We start from the raw sequence: 20824 nt of genomic DNA on the forward strand, positions 1-20824 counted from the left end.
CTACTTACTCTGATCTAGAGTTAAGATTTAAACATTTCTGATTTCTTATAAAACTAATAGGGGATTTTCAGTGCAGGCCTGTCTATCATTTTTAGAAAAGTAGCCTATACCATCTTAAATGATTTAAAAGATATGCAAAAAGCGAAACCTCTTCCTTGTGGAACAGAAGTCTTTCCGTTCCCTTGTCTAATGGCAATCCATTCCCTATCCAGAAGCTGAGACTTCAACTTTATTCCTGATTGCTCAAGCCCTTGCAAGTTCCTCAGCCTGTTCATTGCCTGGCTGCTTCCCTCTTCCCTTCATCTTTTCTTATCCGCTACAACCTGCCGATGAAAATTTATTCTACCAGAATTTTTCTACTGTTTTTTCTAGCTGTGCTTGCCGTACAGCAAGTAGCCGCCGCTCCGCTGAAGCCCGTTAAATCTGTTCATTTCATTCAGAACAGGGGGCAAGTGCAGTTGGGAAAAGGGAATGCTCAAGAAGTGGAGTACACGGCCACCGTGCCCGGAGCTACGCTTTACTTTACCTCAGATCATATTGTGTATGATTTCCAGAAAGTAGAGAAGAAGGGAAACTCCGCTACCGCTGAAAAGCAGCAAGTAATCATGCGGTTGGTGAACGGCAACAAAGCAGCAAAGATTGTAAGTCAGGACAAAGTACAGGAGTTCTATAACTACTACCTGCCGCATATTCCGCAAGGCATTACCGGCGTTCCGGCGTACGGGAAGCTGGTGTACCAAAATGTCTACCCAAACATTGACCTGATTTTCCACGCCGATCCTAAGGGCGTGAAGTATGATTTTGTGGTGCATCCAGGAGGGAAGCCAGCAGACATTCAAATGCAGTATGAAGGAACCACAGACATCAGCATCAGTCAGAAAGGACAGTTGCGGGTGTTGCACCCGTTAGGCAGCATTCAGGAAGACGCGCCCTACACGTATCAGGGGCAAAAAGCAGAAAACGCACAGGAAGTAAAATCCGCTTTTGTCCTGAAGGGCGAAAATTCCATCGGTTTCCAGGTGGGCAATTATGATGCAACAAAAAATCTGGTCATCGACCCATTCGCTACTTATTACGGAGGTTCCCTGTTTGAGCAAGCCACTGATGTGGCAACAGATGCAGCGGGTAACATCTACTTCACGGGCAGTACCTACAGCAGTGATTTCCCTACTAAAACCATTAACGGCGGCTACAACCAGACCTTGCACGGGGGCGATTATGATGCGTTTGTGGTAAAGTTTGATAAAAACGGCGTGCCGCAGTGGTCTACTTTCTTTGGCGGCGGAAGCAACGAAGAAGCGAAAGGCCTGGCCGTTGATAACAACGGGAACGTGATCGTAACGGGGTATACTACCAGTACCAACCTGCCGCGGTTGGCAGGAGGAGGCTATGAGCAAACCTCTTTAGGTGGGTCACAAGATGCTTTTATCTTAAAGTTGAGTTCAAACGGAGCCCGGCTTTGGAGCACCTACTACGGTGGCTCTGAGGACGAGGAAGGAACAGATGTCGCCACAGACGGTGCCGGGAACATTGTGGTAGTGGGCCACACGTTCAGCAGCAATTTGCCTGTTCAGTCCGCAGCTGGTGGATACAACCAGACTAGCCTCGGAGGGAATGACGGCAATCCAGATGCCTTTATTTTGAAATTCAACCAGAACGGTGCCCGGCAGTGGGCTACCTACTATGGCGGGAGAAATGAAGAAGGGGCCACCGGTGTTGCCACAGACCAGAACGGCAGCATCTGGGTCACAGGTACAGCGGCTTCAGGAATGCCATTGCAAACCCTAGGCGGTGCCTACAACCAGACGTACACAGGCTCCTCGGGGAGGACTGAAGCATTTGTCCTGAAGTTTTCTGGGGGCGGAGTGCGCCAATGGGCAACCTACTATGGTGGTAGAGGAGATGACACCGGAGGCAGAATTGCGGTAGATGCGGCTAACAACGTGTTGGTCACCGGTACCACTGAAGGAGAATCGTTCCCGCTGCAGAACTTAGCGGGGGCATACAACCAGAGCACATTTGGCGGCAACACCGATGCCTTTATCCTGAAGTTTACCAACGGAGGTGCCAGTCTCTGGGCTACCTATTACGGTGGCCCGGGGGAAGACGAAGGCAAGAGCCTCGCCACTGACCGGAACAGCAATGTGTTCGTGGTGGGAGCCACCGAGGGCCTCGGGTTACCCACCCAAGCCATTGCGGGCGGCATGAACCAATTACAAGGTGCTTCAGATGGATTTGGAGATGGCTTTCTGCTTAAATTCAACGCAGCGGGTACCCGGCAGTGGGCTACCTACTACGGCGGAACAAGTGAAGACAACCTGACCGGGGTAGCTACTGATGCAGACGGGAATGTGGTAACGGTTGGCTATTCTTCCAGCACAGACCTGCCCGTGATCGCAAACCCCGGCGGCTACAGCCTGGGCGGAAATGGAACCGAGAAGGTGATCATTCTCCAGTTAACAGGAGACGGGAAGCTGTCTACGGGCCAAACACCACAAAACATTCAGTTTGAAGCCATTCAGGACCGGGAGAACGATGAGACGGTCACTCTAAATGCCAAAGCAAGCTCTGGTTTGCCCGTGTCTTACACGACTACCGGCCCTGCTCAGGTATTTGGAAACCTTTTGTACCTCAATGGCTTTGGCCGGGTAACGGTTACGGCAGCCCAGAGCGGGAACAGTGTGTACGCGCCAGCCCCACCTGTGGAAAGAACCTTCTGCGTGAAGGTAGTGGTGCCCCAGAACCTGGAGATTGAGGAAGGAAACAATTGTGTAGGCGTACAGAAATACTCGGTGAACAAAGTAGAAGGCGCTACTTACGCCTGGTCAGTCTCGGCCGGAGGTACTATTGTAAGTTCTTCTGAGAATGAAGTAACGGTCCAGTGGGCGAATACCGGGAAACATACCCTTACCGTGACGGTTTCCAGCGATTGTGAACCTACCGGCAAGTCAAAATCCTTTGAGGTAAACGTAATTACCAGCCCTAAACCGGGTGCGGTGGTCAACCTGGTTCCCGCTCAGAATACCGGTAACCTGTCTTTACCGCTCACGTTCTCCTGGGGTGCATCCTCCAACGCGGTAGCCTATGATCTGTATGTCTGGAACGCCAGCCTGCCGGTGGAACCCACTAGCCCGTTCAAAAGCGACATCACGGCTACTTCTATTGCCATCACTACGGGGTTAACTAACGGCGTAACCTATAAATGGAAAGTAGTAGCCAGAACAGAATGCCAGTCCACAGAAAGTGCGGTGCAGACCTTTACTCTGGGCTGTACGCCGCCAATACAACCTTCCCTGATCTCGGGTAAGGTAGAGGCGTGCGCCGGAATGGAAATCTACACGGTGGAAGCCGTGAATGGGGTTACCTATACTTGGTCTTTGTCTGGAGGCGGAGAGTTGCTTTCGTTTAAGAACATGGCCATGGTTACCTGGAGTACGCCCGGCACTCACACCTTAACCGTTACACCGGTAAGTTGCGGCAGTTCTGGTCCATCCCGTAGTGTGCAGATTACCATAACGCAGATGGTGGCACCCGGGCAGGTAAGTAACATGCAGCCCGCCAATGGTACAGGCAACCTCTCGCTTCCGTTAACCCTAACCTGGGGCACAGCTACCAATGCCACCCGGTATGATGTGTACGTTTGGCGGGACGGAAGCAACCGGCCTTCTTTCCCAACCGCCGAGAACCTGCAGGCATTAACCTACACTATCACTGATGATCTGAGCGACGGAGTTACCTATAACTGGCAAGTGGTGTCCAGAAATGGTTGTGAGCAAACGGCTGGACCATTGCAGACATTCATCATCAACTGCGTAGCACCGGTACAGCCCGGCACCATTTCCGGAAAAACCAGTGTTTGTCTGGAACAACAGGATTACCGCGTGGAACGGGTAGAAGGATTGACCTATACCTGGTCGGCGGGTGATGCTGGTATCATTTCGGGCAGCGGAAATTCAGTGCAAGTCACCTGGACCAAGCCGGGCACGCATACGCTTACTGTCACTCCCTCGGTAGGTTGTGGGCAGAGCGGACCTGCGCGTACCTTGCAGGTGACCGTGCAGAATGTACAGATGCCAGTGGCAGTGACCAATATGCTACCGGCAACAGGCAGCACCAATCTGTCTTTGCCGCTTAACTTAACCTGGGCTGCTTCCACCCACGCCACCCACTATGATGTGTATATCTGGAAAGAAGACACTCCCCGCCCAAGCTTTCCGCAAGCCCATGATCTTACCACTCCCGCTTATTCCTTAACTACTGGCGTCAACTTTGGCGAAGTGTACAAGTGGCAGGTCATTGCGAAAAATAGCTGTTTCCAGACCGAAAGTGTTCCGCAGACTTTTACCCTCAATTGTATTGCAGCAAGCCAACCATCGGTCATCTCAGGAGAAGCCAGTGTGTGCCTGGGCGCACAACACGTGTATGGCGTAGAGGAGGTGAACGGTATTACCTACACCTGGTCAGCGGGTGAGGCTGGTACTGTCTCTGGCAGCGGGAACTCTGTGCAGGTTACCTGGAACAAGGCCGGTACCCACACGCTAACTGTTACGCCATCAGTGGCCTGCGGACAGGCGGGGCCGGCCCGTACCCTAGAGGTAACCGTGCTGGATGCACCAACCCCTGGTTTAGTTACCAACATGCAGCCCGCCAACGGAACCGTGAACCTGCTCGTGCCTTTTGATTTGTCCTGGAGCGCTGCCGCCAACGCCACCTCTTATGACGTGTACATCTGGCCAGATAACGGAAGTCCACGCCCAGGAATGCCAGTCCGTAGTAATATTACCGCCACTACCTTCAGGGTAACCAATGGTATTGAATACGGCCTGCCGTACAAATGGCAGATAGTTGCCAGGAACAACTGCAAAGTGCAGGACGGCCCTGTGCAGACTTTCAGACCTACTTGCTTACCTCCTCATCAGCCACAAGCCATTACGGGTCTTACCAACGTGTGCCCTGGTGCCTGGAAATATCAGGTAAAGAATAGCAACGGGGCCACCCACAGCTGGCAGATTTCCGGCGGCGGCACCATGACGGTGGAAAATGGAGAACTAACCGTAAACTGGACGGCTTTGGGGACGCATACCATTACGGTTACTCCCATCTCAGCCTGTGGTGCATCGGGTCAGTCGCAGACCCTTGCTGTAACAGTGGGCAATCCTGTGACTCCGGCGGCGGTTACCAACATGAAGCCTGCCAATGGTACGCCAAGCTTACTGGTACCTATTGCCCTTAGCTGGACTGCCGCGGCAAATGCCACTTCGTACGAGGTGTTCATTTGGCCAGCCTCAGAAGCCACTCGTCCTACGTCGCCTTTCGCCTCTAACATTGTGGGCCCGGCGTATAACGTTACCCAAGGGTTAGCTGCTGATGTAGAATACAAGTGGCAGGTAGTATCGCGCAATAACTGTGCCCGCACCGATGGACCAGTGCAGACATTCCGGACCAGGCCGCTGCCGGATCTTGTGGTGCTGAATAAATCTGTTCAGGCAACGGCTACCAGCGGCGCAACCATTCCGGTGAGTTGGGATGTGAAGAACGCGGGCAAAGCCGGAACGGGCAACACGCAGTGGGTGGACCGGGTGTACTTATCTGCAGACCTTGACCTGAGAAAAGATGAAGATCAGTTACTGGGTACGTTTCCGCAGGTCACCTATCTGCAGGGCGGACAATCATACCGGCAAACCCAGGAAGTAACGCTGCCTTCTACGCCGGGCACCTATTACCTCTTCATCATCACTGATAACGAGCACGCCAACTGTACCGGAACGCTGACGGGTGATCAATGCCCTGATGAACGCCGCATAGGCAACCATAGCCTGCATGAAGGCAATGAACAGAACAATTACGCGTACCAACTTCTGAACATTCAGACTGGGCCCGCCGCTGACTTAAAGATGCTGTCTGTGGGCACAAACACAGATGTTTTCAACGGAAGCACCATCAATGTCACGTATGAAGTGCTCAATGACGGAGAGGCCAGTGCGTTGGGTAAAAAGACATATGCCAGCGGCGTCATGCCACAGACACAAGTGTTAGGGGGCCGCGGCGCAAGGCCAGGACCTCCCGCCCGCTGCTATGACCATTACTGGCAAGACGGCATCTACCTGTCCTCAGACAATAATTTCTCCCCTGAAACAGATGAGTACCTGGGCGCTTCCTTTGTGGCCTTGAAAAGCACCACCCAGAAAAATGTCTGCGGAGATTTTGCAGAGATTCCGCTGCCGGCCAAACAAACCTACACCATGACCACGCCCGTGACACTACCCGTCAACAAGCTGGGCAAGTACTACATTTTTGTGGTAGCAGCAGACAAAGACGGGGTAGACGAAGGGAATAGGACCAGCAACAACTACATGGCCAGCGCAGAAATCACCATTAAGTTATCTCCGCCACCAAACCTGGAGGTAGCCGCTCTTACCGTAAAACCTACGGCAACAGCCGGTACAGAAACCCCTATTTCCTGGACCGTCAAAAACAGCGGTGCCGCTGCCCCCAGAGCCACGGAAAACCTCTGGTATGACCACGTGTACATCTCCAAAGAAAACACCTTCAACAAAGAGGCCAGCATTAGCTTAGGCAGATTCTACCAAACCCCAGGGGCTGGCTTTGTAGGAGCAAAAGGTGTCTACACAGAAACAAAGAGCCTTCGTATTCCTGACGGCATTGCCGGAGACTATTTTGTGTACGTGGTCACCGATGATGATGACAAGGTATTTGAACACACTTTCACGGCAGACAACATCAAAAGAAGCGAAAACCCCATCAGTATTGCCGTAGGAAACTACGCCGATTTGGAAGTGCTGAATGTGGACATGCCTACGGAGGTATTTGCCGGACGAGAGTTCAAGCTGAAGTACCAGCTAAGAAACAACGGCACGGGTAGACCAGTTTTCAGATACCAGGACATGGTCACTTACTCCAGCACTACCACCTGGGACCCTTCTAAACAACTAGATGATCTTCCTACGGAGGGAGGAGATCCTTTGCCCAATCAGACAGTAAACCGAGAGATAACCTTACGGGCTCCAAATGCCATTGGGGAAGCCTATTTCTTTGTGCAGTCCGATTACCTTGACAAGATCTACGAGAACAACGAAACCAATAACCTGAAAATGTTTGCTTCTAAGGTGCTGGTGAAGTACGCCCCGCTGGAGCCAGATCTGCAGGTTGGAGAGTTCACGGCACCACTGGTGGCCCAGGCGGGTACTACCATTAAGCTAGATTGGAAAGTAAACAACAAAGGAACCGGAAGCCCGGCGGTTTCTACCTGGGCAGACGCCGTTTACCTGTCCAAAGACAGAGAGTTGGATCCCACTGATCAAGTGCTGTTCTCCAAGTACTTCCATACCGGCGGGTTAAGCCCGTTGGGTTCGTATACCGCCACGTATTCCCCGGAAGTGCCAAGAGGTTTATCTGGAAAGTATTACCTGATATTCCTGGCAGATGCCGAAAAACTGATCACCAATGACATTGACCGGAAGAATAACCTGGAAGTAAAAGAAATCACCCTTTCCTCTTCTCCGGCGGCAGATTTAATCATTACCAAGATAGACGCTCCCGCTGAGGCGTATGCCGGTCAATACCTGAAAGTGAAGTTCACGGTGAAGAACCAAGGCCAAGGCGTGGCCGCCAGCAAGTATCCAGACCTGACTTACTGGCGTGATATGGTATGGTTGGGCTTAGATCCGGCTTTGGCCTCAACTGCCACAAGCCAGGCCTTAGGTAGCAATCAACGTTCCGGCGCCTTGGTGCGGGAAGGCACCTATGAAGACAGTATTGAAGTTCGCTTGCCTACCTACCTCAACGGCGAGTACTACCTGTTTGTGCGTGCCGATAACCAGGACATGGTGTTTGAGCATGACCAGGAGAGTAATAACTTATCTGTTGCTGTTCCTATAAAAGTAACCACGGCTCCACCCGCCGATCTGATTGTAGAAAAAGTAAACCTGACCCCAAGCGTTTACCTGGGAGAGAACCTGCAGACCGCCTATACCGTGAAAAACGTGGGCACGGTACCTGCCGTGGGCAATTTGCGCAATAGTGCCTTCCTGTCTACCGATGGCTCCCTGGATGCCGCCGCCGATGTGCTGCTCTATTATGGAGAAACCCGCATTAAACTGGAGCCGGGCCAATCTATGTCTGGAACGTTAATGGCACCGGTGCCGGGTATCTTGCCCACCAATTACCAGGGCATAGTATTGACCAACTCCAGCAATGCGGTGCATGAAAACAATCTGGACAACAACCAGAAAGTGGGTGAAACGCCCGTGAATGTGAAGATTAAATCGCTCTTTCTGGATGTGCCGGAGATTGCCACCCTAAAACAGAACGACCAGTTGTTCTACCAGGTAGCCGTTACCGCTGACCAGGATCTATTACTGACGTTGAACAGTGACCAGACGTATGGCTTAAACGAAGTGTACGTGGCGTACAACCGCATTCCTACTGCCGCCAACTTTGATTACAAGTACACCGATGTCAACCGCCCTAACCAGAAGGTGCTGGTGCCTCAGACAAAAGCAGGCAATTACTATGTGCTGGTGAAAGCGTCCTCAGGATTTGGAGGAAATCAGAACGTTACCTTGCTGGCAAAAGCATTGCCTTTCTCGCTCATCAGTATTTCGCCCAGCCGGATGGGGCAGGGGGTAGTGACCACCACCCTGCGAGGGGCTGGCTTTCGGCAAGGCATTCAGGTTACGTTGAAAAATGGTAACGGTACTGTCGCGGCTACGGCAGAAATCATGAAGATGGTCAATAGCATGGAGCTGCAACTGCGGTGGAAATTGACTAATACGCCTACCGGTATTTATGATGTGGTGGCTACCAACCCTAACAACCAGCAACAGGTGCTCGCCAAGGGCGTGACGGTAGAGGCCGTGAAACCTTACACGGTAGACTATGTTCCGCAAGCGCCAAACGTGCTGCGCAGGGGCAAGGGTGGCTTGTACACCTTCTCTTTTCGGAACACTTCTAACGTAGACATTCCGGTGATGCACGGCAACTTAACCTTGCTGGATGATGCCCAGGTGTCGGTGGAGAAAGTGGAAGGGAAGTTTCTCACGGGTTCAGACTGGCCGCTGGCCCCTGGTGTACCTAATACTGACTATACCGTGGTAGGCGGTTCTAAACAAATTCCGTTCATTGCCCGCAACGTAGCCCCCGGTGATAAGATGACGATTGCCGTGAACGTAGGGTTGAAGGACTTCAAATTGAACCGCTTTCCGCTTACGGTAAGTTTGGCAGGCTACTCGCAGGAGTATTTCATGCAGAACCTGATTGAACAGATAGAGATTACTAGACGGGCCATTCTGCTCAATCCTGTGCTCTTACAGGCAGATAAGTTTGACGGGCTGGTAGCTTTGGCGGCAAATCAACGCAAGTACGCCGAAATGTCCATGGCTCCTTTGTTCAGCAATGGATTCCTGACCTCGGCTGATACACTAGGATTTGATTTCACCTGTCCTTCTTGCGGGGAGATCCCAACCAACGTGCAGCCCCAACCAGCGGAAGAGGAGAGTGCTGAAGTGGTGGCGTTTGACTATGATCCGGGGGCTAGCCCGGGGTCTACCATCATGCCAACGGCTACGTTTGCCCCGGGGCAAGACTACTTATGGGAAATCAACAAGTACAACGGCTCGGCCGGAGCAGACCCAGGCTGGGATTTGATCAAAATCAATGGCAGGCTGAATATCACCGCCACGGCACAGAACCCATTTGTGGTTAGGATATCTTCTCTGGACTATGACAACTACCCAAGCTACCTAGCAGGCTGGTACCCAGCGGTAGATAAGTGTTGGCCCATTGCCGTAGCCCAGGGAGGAATCACTGGTTTCTCTGAAGAGAAATTCGCCATTGACGATTCCCGCTTTGTGGCCCATAACTTTACCTACAAAGGGAAATTCTCCTTGAGAGTATCCGGCAATACGCTGTACCTCTGCTTCACAGCCTATGTGCCGCAAGCAGGAGAACCAGGCGTGCCTGGCGCACCTGGTGGCTGGGGCGAGGCCGGTAGCCCAGGCGGGCAAGGCGGACCAGCTTCTGGCACGGTAAGTCCGGGGCCGGGAGGAACTGGGGGAGCCGGTGGGCCTAATGGTGGCGCTGGCGGTCCTGGCGGGAAAGGTGGTCCTGCGGGTCCTACCGGTCCGGGTGGCCCTGGTGGGCCAGGCGGCGCGGGAGGACCGGGCAGCGGCCCGGGTGGCGAAGGTGGAGAAGGAGGCGAAGGACCGCAAGGTACAGGTCCAGAGGGCCCAACAGGACCTATTGGTCCCACCGCTCCCGAACAACCGGGCACCCCTCCGGGTACTCCGCCGGGCACTCCGCCGCACAGAAGGCCCACTTCCAGACCAAAGGGGCCTGGTTCCTATAGAACCACCAAGTCTTATATCCCAGATTGGCCGCAGGAACAGCCGCAGGACCCGGAAGAGGTAGAACCCCCTACGGCTCCTAAGAAGTGTGATGAGACGCTCTTCTCAGCTGATGATTGCAAGAAAACCTTAGATTTCCTGAACCAGATGGTGAAAGTACGCACAGGCGCAAGTGATCCCTACTCAGCAGTGGTAGGAGCGGTCTCCACTTCCATCTCTGACTGTAGAACCAGTGCCGCGGTGGGTATTGCGGGCGATGGGCTCAATAGCTTGATTTCTTCTGTCTCTACGGGTGGGCCAAACCCGATTGTGCTGGGCGTAAGCACCGGCTTGAACGTGGTGAAATTTGGGCTCTCTTGGGTAAACTGTGCAGAAACAGACCCCTGGAAGAAACAAATGTACCAGTACATCATTGACGGCATTAGTTGTCTGAATGGTTCTTCTGGCTTAGAAGTAGCCATTAACATTGCAACCTGCGCCGGGAAAGCACTTTGCACAGACATTGTAGCCTCCTGTGACCCCAATGAGATTGTAGGGCCCGTAGGCTTCGGACCGAACCGGATGGTAGCCTCCACGCTGCCCATGGGCTACAAAGTGACCTATGAAAATGATTCAACACTGGCCTCGGCCCCGGCGCAGCGGGTGCGCGTCACCGTTCCACTGGATAAGGAGTTGAACCCACTCAGCTTTAGACTTGGCTCCTTCGGGTTTGGATCGTTTACGTTCAATGTGCCGGCAGATGCCGCCAGTTACCAGACCACCTTAAGCCTGGCTGATACCTTGGGGTACAATGTGGACGTAACCGCCGGAATTGATGTACTGGAAAACGAAGCTTTCTGGATTTTGCAGACGGTTGATCCTAAAACCGGTTTACCACCCACTGATCCGTTGAAAGGGTTCCTGCCTAAAAACAACGCCAACGGAGCCGGTGAAGGATTCGTGACCTATACGGTTCTCCCCAAGAACACCACCGTGACCGGAGACACCATTCACGCCAGAGGATCTATCGTGTTTGACACCAATGACCCAATCATCACCAACCGCGCGCAGAACCTGCTGGATGCTAAAGCGCCCGAGTCTAAAGTAACGGACTTACCAGCCATTGTAGAAGCCTCTACGGCAGTAGCCATTGCTATTCAGGACGAGGCCAAAGGCAGTGGGGTGCAGTCGTATGACCTGTATGTGTCTGAAAACGGAGGTGCTTTCACCTTGTTGAAAGAAAAGCTGGCTCCAACAGCGACCTACGCCTTCACCGGGCAGCCGGGCAAAACTTACTGCTTCTTCTCCATCGGTCGTGACAACGTGGGCAACCTGGAAGCCATGAAGTTGACGGGTGAAGCCTGCTTGTTGGTAAAAGGAACCGATAACGGCAGAAGAGTGGCGGTGCTGCAACCCAACGGCGGAGAGCAGTATTGCCCAGGCACGCCCATCAAAGTTTCCTGGGGAAGTCAGGACGTGCAGAACGTGAATGTGCTGTACTCGGCTAACGGCGGACAAACCTTCCAGAGCATCGCCACCAACCAGGCCGCTACTGGTTCTATTGACTGGACGGTGCCCACATCGGTGACGGCTTCGGATAACTTTGTGATTAAGGTGGAAGACGCAGCTAACGCCAGTGTCACCGATGTGAGCGACAAAGTCTTTACGGTTGGAATCACTGCTCCGGTAAATGTGGGGGCTGACCTGACGGTGTGCCAGAACCAGGCTGCTTTTGCCCTCAGCGGTTTCAGCCCGGAAGCTGGGAAATGGGCCGGAAACGGCGTGAGCGCCACCGGTACCTTTGACCCTGCCGCCGCGGGCGTAGGAGAGCATACGCTCACGTACACCGTGCAAGTGAATGGCTGTACGGCCACCGTGGCCAGGAAAGTAACCGTGACAGCAGCACCAGCGGTAACGTTGGTGGCCTTGGCTCCAGTGACTGAAAGCACGGCTCCGTTTGCCTTAACCGGTGGTTCGCCAGCGGGTGGTACGTACACCGGCATGGGCGTGGTAAATGGAACTTTCAATCCTGCCCTGGTAGGAACCGGAACCTTCACTATCACCTACACCGTCAACGGCGATTGCGGGGCCTCGGTCTCCAAAGTGATAGCGGTGAACCCGGTACTTCTGACGCCAAGCGCCCTGTCTGCGGAGGGAATTACGGCCAACCAAATGGTTTTAACCTGGTCTGATAATTCTACTTTAGAAACGGGCATAGTGCTAGAGCGAGCCAATACGCAAAACGGACCATTTGTGGTAGTGGCAACATTACCAGCCAATACCACGGCGTACACAGACCAGGGCTTAACGGCGAAGACCACCTACTATTACCGGGTAAAAGCCATTAACGCGACCAACGCCCAGTCTGAGTACAGCGCTGTCGCCAGCGGAACCACCAAAAATAGCATCACGGGTTCTCCATACGGTCTGGGCAACGCCTTCGTGAAGCTGTACCCTAACCCCACCCGCGACAAGGCACAGGTAGAGTATACCTCCAGTGCCGGGTCGCAGAAGGTAACCATCATCCTCTACAATGCGGTAGGTACGCCAATTCAGCAGTTAGAGGTGAAAGGACAGAACGGCACCTTCAAAACCGAACTGGACCTTACCAACTTGGCCAACGGCGCTTACTTCATGAGACTGATTGACAAAGACCAGATCTTCTACAACAAAGTGATCAAACAGTAGACGGGAAGTCGTTTTTTATAAAAAGGGAGCCTATTCTGAATAGGCTCCCTTTTTTGTGCTTTGGCTGAAAAGAGGTCTAAAACGCCAATCAGGAGATTGGCTGTCCGAAGAAGTGCGTAGAGCGCTGACGCTAACTCTACGCACAGCAACGTAAGTAGAAGGCTCTGTTTCTAGGTTGATTTTTGAAAACCCGCCTAGAAACAGAGCCTTTGTAATGGGGTAATAGAGGGAAATAGACGAAGCTCTTTCTTCATCCGTTTTGAGGCTGTTTTACAGAAATCAGCCTCAAACCGAAGTTCTTACAACAAGTTCACCACTGTCTCCAGTCCAATGCCGCGGGAGCCTTTGATCAGGACGTGGCAGTTGCGAACGGGATGATCGGTGAGCCATTGCTCCAGGGCGCTTTTCTCCGCGAAGTAGCGGAAATCGGGGTTTACCTCGGCGGCGTAGCGCATTTCTTTTCCGCAGAGAAATACCTGGGTGAAGTTTTGTTGGTTTAACTGTTCGCCCAAGGCGCGGTGCTCTGGTTCGCTTTCCTGGCCTAGTTCCAGCATATCGCCCAGAATCACTACTTTGGGTTCGCCGGCCATCTGGGCGAAGTTGGAAACCGATAAGTTCATGGAACTGGGATTGGCGTTGTAGGCATCCAGCAGAATGGTGTTGGTGTCTTTCTGTACCACCTGCGAGCGGTTGTTGGTAGGCACGTATCCGGCAATGGCGGCATTGATAGCTTCGTGCGGCACCCCGAAGAATTGCCCAATACAGGCAGCGGCGGCCATGTTCTCAAAGTTATAGGAACCCATCAGGTGGGTGTGCACTTCTTCGCCGTTGGCGGCCCGGTAAATCACCTGCGGGGCGGCTTGGAGCAGTTCGGCAGTGTAATCGTCCTGCGGCTGATAGTACGTGATTTTGTTTGCGATTCGGCGTACCATGCGCATGAGGTGTTCGTTAGAAGTATTCACGAAGACGGTGCCGTTGGCTTTGTCCAGGTGCAGGTACAGTTCACTCTTGGTGCGGGCCACGCCTTCCAGACTTCCGAAGCCTTCTAAGTGCGCTTTGCCAATGTTGGTAATCAGGCCGTGGGTGGGCAGGGCGTAGGAGCACAACTCGGCAATGTCGCCGGGGTGGTTGGCCCCCATTTCAATGATGGCCAGTTCGTGCTCCGGCTGAATGCTGAGCAAAGTGAGCGGCACCCCGATGTGGTTGTTCAGGTTACCTTTGGTGCAGAGCACGTTGAATTTCTGGCTCAGTACCGCATTGATGAGTTCTTTGGTGGTGGTTTTGCCGTTGCTGCCCGTAATACCGATAAACGGGATGGACAACTGTAACCGGTGGTGCAGCGCCAAGGACTGCAAGGCTTTCAAAGTGTCTTCTACCTGAATAATGTTGGGGCCGGTAACCGACGGGTCTTGTACCACCGCATACCGGGCACCCTTTTCCAGGGCCATATGAGCAAACTTGCTTCCTTTGAAGTTAGGGCCGTCTAAGGCAAAAAAGAGGGTGTTCTCTTGCTCCGCCCGGGAATCAGTGCTTACTTTCCGGCATTCCAGGTATTTTTGATACAGGTGCTCCACTAGCTCCGCCATAGTATAGATTGCTTTTTTACGTCTAGGATACGAATAAATGAACCGAGCACTAAAGGTACTAGCCTTTTTTTTAAGTTGGATGGTGGGGCCTGCGCAAACTGCCTGGGCCCAGCAACCCATCCGGATGCAGGAGGTAGCCGGACCCACGGTGCAAAACCAAGCGGGTCAGGCCCTGCGCCTGCCTTGGGCTGGTGGGTTCAACAGTCCGCAGTTCTCGGCCATTGACCTAAACCAGGACGGGCGGCAGGATTTGTTTGTCTTTGACCGAAGCTCGCAACGCGTCACTACGTTTCTGGCGGTACAAACCAACGGAAACTGGGCCTACCAGCACGCGCCGCAGTACGAGAATTCCTTTCCCAAAGAGCTTCGGTTTTTTGCACTGCTCCGGGATTTTAACTGTGACGGTGCCCCAGATTTATTTACCGCTTCAAACCTGGGCATAGTGGTGTACACCAACGTATCCTCGGCCGGGGCCGGTGTGAAGTTTGACCTTACGCACCCAGTAGTGTATTTCAACGCTGGTGCTAACCTACTGGTTGGTTCAGAAGATATGCCCGCCATTGCAGACATAGACGGCGATGGCGACCTGGATATCCTCACCTGGGAATGGTCGGGCGGTACCACTTTGGAGTATTACCGCAACGAACGGGTAGAGGAGAGTCTTACCTGCAATTCACTGAAGTTTACCCGCGTCACGTCTTACTGGGGGCAGGTGAGCCGCTGCATAGGCACCTGCAACAACTACCGCTTCAATGAAACATGCCCGTCTGCCGAGCACATTGGCGGTTCCAGCGTGCTCCCGCTTGACCTGAATGCCGATGGCGTGCTGGACGTGCTAGCCGGCCACGATGATTGCCCCGATTTGGTAAGCCTCTACAACACCGGCACCAACCTGCTGCCCAAAATCACGCGGGCAGAATACAACCTTCCACCCGATATTACCGGGAAGCAATTCAGCGTTTTTCCGGCGGCCTATTACCTGGATGTCACTTTTGACGGCCTTCCCGATTTGGTTATTGCGCCTAACATGACCTCCAACTCGCACCAGAATGTGAGCCTGAAAAACTCGGTGTGGGTGTATGCCAATACCGGCACTGCCGCGCAACCCAGATTTACTGGTACCAAGCAGCCTTTCCTGCAAGACCAGATGCTGGACGTAGGCGAAGGAGCCGCTCCGGCTTTAGGAAACATCACCGGAAACGAAGCCTTGGATTTACTGGTAGGCAATACCGCCGTGCTGGAAAATGGCCGCTACGCCGCTTCTTTGGCGCTTTACCAGAATACCGGTACCACCAATGACGCTTCTTTCAAGGCAGTAGATACAGACTATCTGGGTTTCACATCGCAAAGTCTGCTTTCTTTGAAACCTCAATTGCTGGACATTAACGCCGATGGGAAAACCGACCTCGCCTGGAGTGCCTATAAACAGTCTACCAATTCTGTAGAATTCAAGTATGTTTTAAATGAAGCATCAGCGGGCCAACCGGCGCAGTTTTCTTTGACCAACGCCGTGGGCGTGCCGGGTCTGCTGCTGTTCAGAGGAGATACGCCCTACCTCTATGATGTAGACAAAGACGGGAAACTAGACGTACTGATTGGCCGCTCTTCGGGCGGGCTCACCTATTACCGAAACACCGGCACCAGCACTGCACCCACCTGGAATTTGGTATCAGATGCGCTAGGCGGAATTGCGGCCAACGTAGAGCGCCGCCGTTTGCAAGTCACCGTGGCAGACCTCAACCAAGACGGCCAACCCGATTTACTCGCCACCGATGACAGCGGCCAACTGCGCGTATTCCCCGGCTTTCAGGCTGCGCTTTCCGGCACGTTTGCGGTAGAGGAAAACGTGCTCTGGCAACCCATCACCCAACAGTACAATCCGGCCAATCTGGGAACCGGGATGGTGATAGCTACTGCCAACTTAGACAGCAATTCTCTGCCTGAAATCCTGATAGGTACCCACGCGGGCGGGCTTCGTTTTCTGAAAGCCATCTCTGAACCGTTAAGCGTACAGAACCCAACGGAAGCACTCTCGTTTGGCAAGGTTTTCCCAAATCCAGCCGATAAATCGGTGCAGCTCATCACGGAGAAGAACGCAACTTACCAACTGCACAACGCCGCCGGTGCCCTGCTAAAACAAGGCAAAATCGTGGCCGCGAAATCACAGACAATCTCCACCGCTGCCCTCTCCCCGGGACTTTACCTGCTGCGGGTACAGACGGTTGACGGACGGATAGTAACGCATAAGTTGGTGGTGAAGCACTAATATTCCCTCATTCATGGTGCATCCGTTTCAAAAGCAGTATTAGGAAACACCATAGCCGTAAGGGTAAGAAGGAATGCGTACGCCGTTACAGGGTAACGGCGCTACAGAATAATGTAGCCTCGTTACCCTGTAACGAGGAGGTACGCGTGCTAGGGAAACGGCAACAGTGTTGATATAACGCCATTATCGTTCGCCCACAAGATCCTTTCAGGATGACAAAAAATAGAGGGTAGAATGACCAATCAATAAAGAGCCTCTTCAGCTATGAAGCGCTGCTTATTAGCTGAAGAGGCTCTTTTAGTAAATTAGTAAAAGACTAGAAATCTATTCTCTCCATCATTCAACCAATCATTCTCTTACAGATGAATAGTGAACGCATCTGCGTCAATGTCCCAGGGGAGCTTTTGGCGGGTTTCTTCCAGGTGCTGGCGCGAGAGGGTGATGGTGGAGACAGCCTCTTCAAACTCATGGTGTAGCAGTTCTTCGCCCAGCAGATTGTAGGCGGCGGAGTCGCCGGAATAGGCGTGGCCTTTGGCATCGGTGCCTACGCGGTTCACGCCTACGCAGTACGCCAGGTTTTCGATGGCGCGGGCGCGTAGCAGCGTTTGCCAGGCCAGACGGCGGCGGTCGGGCCAACTGGCGATGTAGATGAGCACGTCATACGCGAGCGGCGTGTTGCGTGACCACACGGGGAACCGCAGGTCATAGCACACCATTGGGCAGATTTTCCAACCGTTCAGGTCTACAATCAGCTTCTGGGTGCCCGGGGAATACGCTTCACACTCGCCCGCCATCCGGAAGAGGTGGCGTTTGTCATAGTGGGCGTGCGTGCCATCGGGGCGCATCCAGATAAGGCGGTTATAGTACTGGCCGTTCTCGTGAATAATCAAACTGCCCATGACCACCGCGTTCTGTTTCTGGGCCATTTCTCGCATCCAAGCCACCGAAACGCCGTCCATTTCCTCGGCCAGAAGCGAGGCTTCCATGCTGAAACCCGTCGTAAACATTTCGGGCAAAATGATGAGATCCGTGGCAGGCAGCTGCTCTATTTTCGCCTGGAAATTTGCCCGGTTAGCAGCGGCATCGTGCCAGATTAAGTCAGCTTGAAGAAGGGAAAGGCGCAGGTCATACATGCTCATAAGTAAGAATCAGGAAGTAAGAGGTGGTTTTTCAGGAACAGGCGAACCTAATCAGCCAGCCCTACGATAAAGGTACTGACACTTACGGTTACACCCAATATTCTGCATGGAGCTTCAAAAGAAAAAGATTGCCATTGACATGGACGAGGTGATGGCAGACCCCATCGCGAAATTCATTAAACTCTATAACCAGGACTGCGCTTTGGAATTAACCTTAGAGGCGCTGCACGGGAAAGAAATCTACGAGGTGGTGCCGCCGGAACATTCCAGCAAAACCTGGGAGTATATCAACGCCGAAGGCTTCTTCCGGGATTTAGAGGTAATTCCAGATAGCCAGGAAGTTATCAAAGCGCTTATGGGAAAATACGAGGTGTTTATTGTGAGCGCCGGCATGGAATTCCGCAATTCGCTCATAGATAAATTTGACTGGCTGCAAGACCACTTCCCGTTCATTAGTTGGCGAAATTACGTGCTCTGCGGAGACAAAAGCATCATTGGCGCTGACATCATGATTGATGACCGCCCCCGCAACCTCCGTACCTTTTCTGGCGACCGGAAACTGCTTTTCACCTCGCCCCACAACGTGAATATCCACGAGTTTGAACGCGTAAGTACCTGGCGTGAAGTAGCGGAGAAGTTGCTGTAAAGTTTAAGCCAGTTTAGAGGTTGTTTCCCAGAAAACAGGTCTTAAACGAAGTTGTCTAAGTTGTGCCCTACGTTGTGCGTAGAGTTAGCGACAGCGCTCTACGCACTTACCGGACAGCCAATCTCCAGATTGGCGTGAAGGGAAAAGCTATTGGCACAGACGCTCGCAGGTCTTCCAGACGCTACGAGGTCTTTGGAGCAAGCGATATACAGCCGGAACCCCAAAGGGCAACCACAAGGGATTGCCCCTACAAATCAGAACTCACAGCCCGCATAACCGCTCCGCCGCCGCCTGCAACGTTTCTTCTTTCTTCGCGAAGCAGAACCGGATCACCCCTTGGTCTACGCCCTGGTGGTAAAACGCCGAGATGGGAATCACCGCTACCCCAGCTTCTTTGGTGAGCCAATGGGAGAACTTCACGTCGGGCAGGTCAGAGATTTGACCGTAGCGGGCTAGTTGGAAGTACGTGCCGGTGCAGGGCAGCAGTTCAAATTTGGAAGGCTGTAGCAAAGAAGCGAACAAGTCCCGTTTCTGCTGATAAAACTGCGGCAGGCTGAGGTAATGGTCTGGGTTGTCTAAGTAGGCGGCAATGGCGTGTTGCAGCGGCGTGGCGGTACTGAAGGTGAGGTACTGGTGTACTTTCCTGAACTCAGTGGTAAGGAGCGCGGGCGCGATACAGTAGCCTACTTTCCAGCCGGTGGCATGAAACGTTTTCCCGAAGGAAGAGACCACAAACGACCGCTCTGCCAGAGCCGGAACGGTGAGCACGCTGCAATGCGGCTGCCCGTCATAGACAATGTGCTCGTAGACCTCGTCACTTAGAATGAAAAACGGGTGTTTTTGCGAAATCTGGGTCAAGGCATCCAGGTCGGCTTGCTGCCACACGGCACCGCTGGGGTTGTGCGGCGAGTTGACAATGAGCAGGCGCGTTTTCTTTGTGATTTTATCCTCTACCTGTTGCCAGTCTACGCTAAAGTCCGGGAACCGCAAGGGCACAAACACCGGTACGCCGCCGCTTAACTCAATAGCGGGCACATACGAATCATAGCAGGGCTCCAGCACCAGCACCTCATCACCGGGTTGTACCACGGCGGCAATGGCCGAAAACAAGGCTTCGGTGGCTCCGGAAGTTACCGTTATCTCTGAGTCTGGGTTTGCATCATGGCCGTACAGTTGCTGCGTTTTCTGGCTTATTTTCTGCCTGAGCAGCGGTAAACCAGGGCTGGGCGCATACTGGTTGAAACCGGCCCGCATGGCTTCCGTCACCAAATCTACCAACTCCGGCGGGCAATCAAAATCAGGAAATCCCTGCGACAAGTTGATGGCCCCGTGCTGCTGGGCCAACTGGCTCATGGTAGAGAAAATAGTGGTGCTCACGGCGGGCAGTTTGCTGAGTATCTGGAAGTGCATGCGTTGTAGACCTGTTTTGGTGAAAATAGGCAAAAAACGGTTTACGTCTAGTTAGCCCGGCAAGGTTGCCTGCACTATTTCTTGCAAGGTGGGCACTACTTCGCGCTCAAACCAGGGGTGCTTCTTAAACCAGGCAATATTTCTGGGCGAGGGGTGCGGCAGCGGCAGGTATTTAGGTAGATAGTCTTGCCAGGCTTCTACCGTTTGGGTGAGGGTGGCTTTGGCGTTTGCTCCCAGAAAAGCCTTTTGCGCGTAGGTGCCAATGAGCAGCGTGAGTTCAATGTTGGGCAACAAAGGCAGCAACTGCGGATGCCAGTGCTGGAAACATTCGGGGCGAGGGGGTAAATCGCCGGAACGGCCAGTGCCGGGGTAGCAGAAGGCCGTGGGGATGATGGCGATGTGGGCCTCGTTGTAGAATTCATCGGGCGTGAGCCCTAGCCAAGTGCGCAAGCGTTTGCCGCTCTGGTCGTCCCACGGAATGCCCGAGGCGTGGACTTTGGTGCCCGGTGCCTGCCCCACAATCATGAGCTTGGCAGAGGCCGAGGCCCGCAACACGGGTCTGGGGCCGTGCGGCAAGTGGGCGGCGCACAACTGGCAGGCTCTGATCTGGGGAAGAAGTTCTTCTAACATGGCGGGCATAGCACGAAGCTGTTTTAAGGCAAATTTCGGGAAAAGGGCGCAGAAATGGGGGTAAAAAAGAAGCCGGTCCCTGGGGTACCGGCTTCACTTCTTCCATCAAGTTATTT

The 20824-nt window shown here is 53.3% G+C and carries 7 protein-coding genes; 3 read left to right on the forward strand and 4 right to left on the reverse strand.

The window, feature by feature from the left end; genetic code table 11:
• The first annotated feature begins 329 nt into the window (after nt 1-329).
• Entirely contained in the window at nt 330-13031 is a 12702-nt protein-coding gene (locus ACY0JR_RS14095) for a DUF7948 domain-containing protein (protein WP_462634742.1), read from the forward strand.
• A 299-nt stretch (nt 13032-13330) separates the two neighbouring features.
• On the opposite strand, the gene ACY0JR_RS14100 is transcribed toward ACY0JR_RS14095, so the two are convergent.
• Nucleotides 13331-14617, reverse strand: coding sequence for a UDP-N-acetylmuramoyl-tripeptide--D-alanyl-D-alanine ligase (locus ACY0JR_RS14100; protein WP_462634743.1), 1287 nt, complete (start codon nt 14615-14617; stop codon nt 13331-13333).
• A 37-nt stretch (nt 14618-14654) separates the two neighbouring features.
• Here ACY0JR_RS14100 and ACY0JR_RS14105 point away from each other — a divergent pair, with 37 nt between their 5' ends.
• Nucleotides 14655-16883, forward strand: coding sequence for a T9SS type A sorting domain-containing protein (locus ACY0JR_RS14105; protein ID WP_462634744.1), 2229 nt, complete (start codon nt 14655-14657; stop codon nt 16881-16883).
• A gap of 356 nt (nt 16884-17239) precedes the next feature.
• Here the strand turns inward: ACY0JR_RS14105 and ACY0JR_RS14110 are convergent, their stop codons facing one another.
• Nucleotides 17240-18022 (reverse strand): amidohydrolase, encoded by a 783-nt coding sequence (locus ACY0JR_RS14110; protein WP_462634745.1) that lies wholly within the window; start codon nt 18020-18022, stop codon nt 17240-17242.
• A 106-nt stretch (nt 18023-18128) separates the two neighbouring features.
• On the opposite strand from ACY0JR_RS14110, the gene ACY0JR_RS14115 reads away from it, so the two are divergent.
• Entirely contained in the window at nt 18129-18668 is a 540-nt protein-coding gene (locus ACY0JR_RS14115; protein WP_462634746.1) for a 5' nucleotidase, NT5C type, read from the forward strand.
• A gap of 261 nt (nt 18669-18929) precedes the next feature.
• Here the strand turns inward: ACY0JR_RS14115 and ACY0JR_RS14120 are convergent, their stop codons facing one another.
• Nucleotides 18930-20078, reverse strand: coding sequence for a pyridoxal phosphate-dependent aminotransferase (locus tag ACY0JR_RS14120; protein WP_462634747.1), 1149 nt, complete (start codon nt 20076-20078; stop codon nt 18930-18932).
• Between the two features lie 51 nt (nt 20079-20129).
• The gene (locus ACY0JR_RS14125; RefSeq protein WP_462634748.1) at nt 20130-20717 is read right to left on the reverse strand and encodes a uracil-DNA glycosylase family protein; all 588 of its coding nucleotides are present in this window, start codon (nt 20715-20717) and stop codon (nt 20130-20132) included.
• Between the last annotated feature and the right edge of the window lie 107 nt (nt 20718-20824).

This window comes from Rufibacter sp. JT3400010, from assembly GCF_054956755.1.

What these genes read in the sequence shown, in the direction of transcription:
- ACY0JR_RS14105 (WP_462634744.1), top strand. Translation starts at nt 14,655, where the DNA reads ATGAACCGAGCACTAAAGGTACTAGCCTTTTTTTTAAGTTGGATGGTG.
- ACY0JR_RS14110 (WP_462634745.1), bottom strand. Translation starts at nt 18,022, where the DNA reads ATGAGCATGTATGACCTGCGCCTTTCCCTTCTTCAAGCTGACTTAATC.
- ACY0JR_RS14095 (WP_462634742.1), top strand. Translation starts at nt 330, where the DNA reads ATGAAAATTTATTCTACCAGAATTTTTCTACTGTTTTTTCTAGCTGTG.
- ACY0JR_RS14125 (WP_462634748.1), bottom strand. Translation starts at nt 20,717, where the DNA reads ATGCCCGCCATGTTAGAAGAACTTCTTCCCCAGATCAGAGCCTGCCAG.
- ACY0JR_RS14100 (WP_462634743.1), bottom strand. Translation starts at nt 14,617, where the DNA reads ATGGCGGAGCTAGTGGAGCACCTGTATCAAAAATACCTGGAATGCCGG.
- ACY0JR_RS14120 (WP_462634747.1), bottom strand. Translation starts at nt 20,078, where the DNA reads ATGCACTTCCAGATACTCAGCAAACTGCCCGCCGTGAGCACCACTATT.
- ACY0JR_RS14115 (WP_462634746.1), top strand. Translation starts at nt 18,129, where the DNA reads ATGGAGCTTCAAAAGAAAAAGATTGCCATTGACATGGACGAGGTGATG.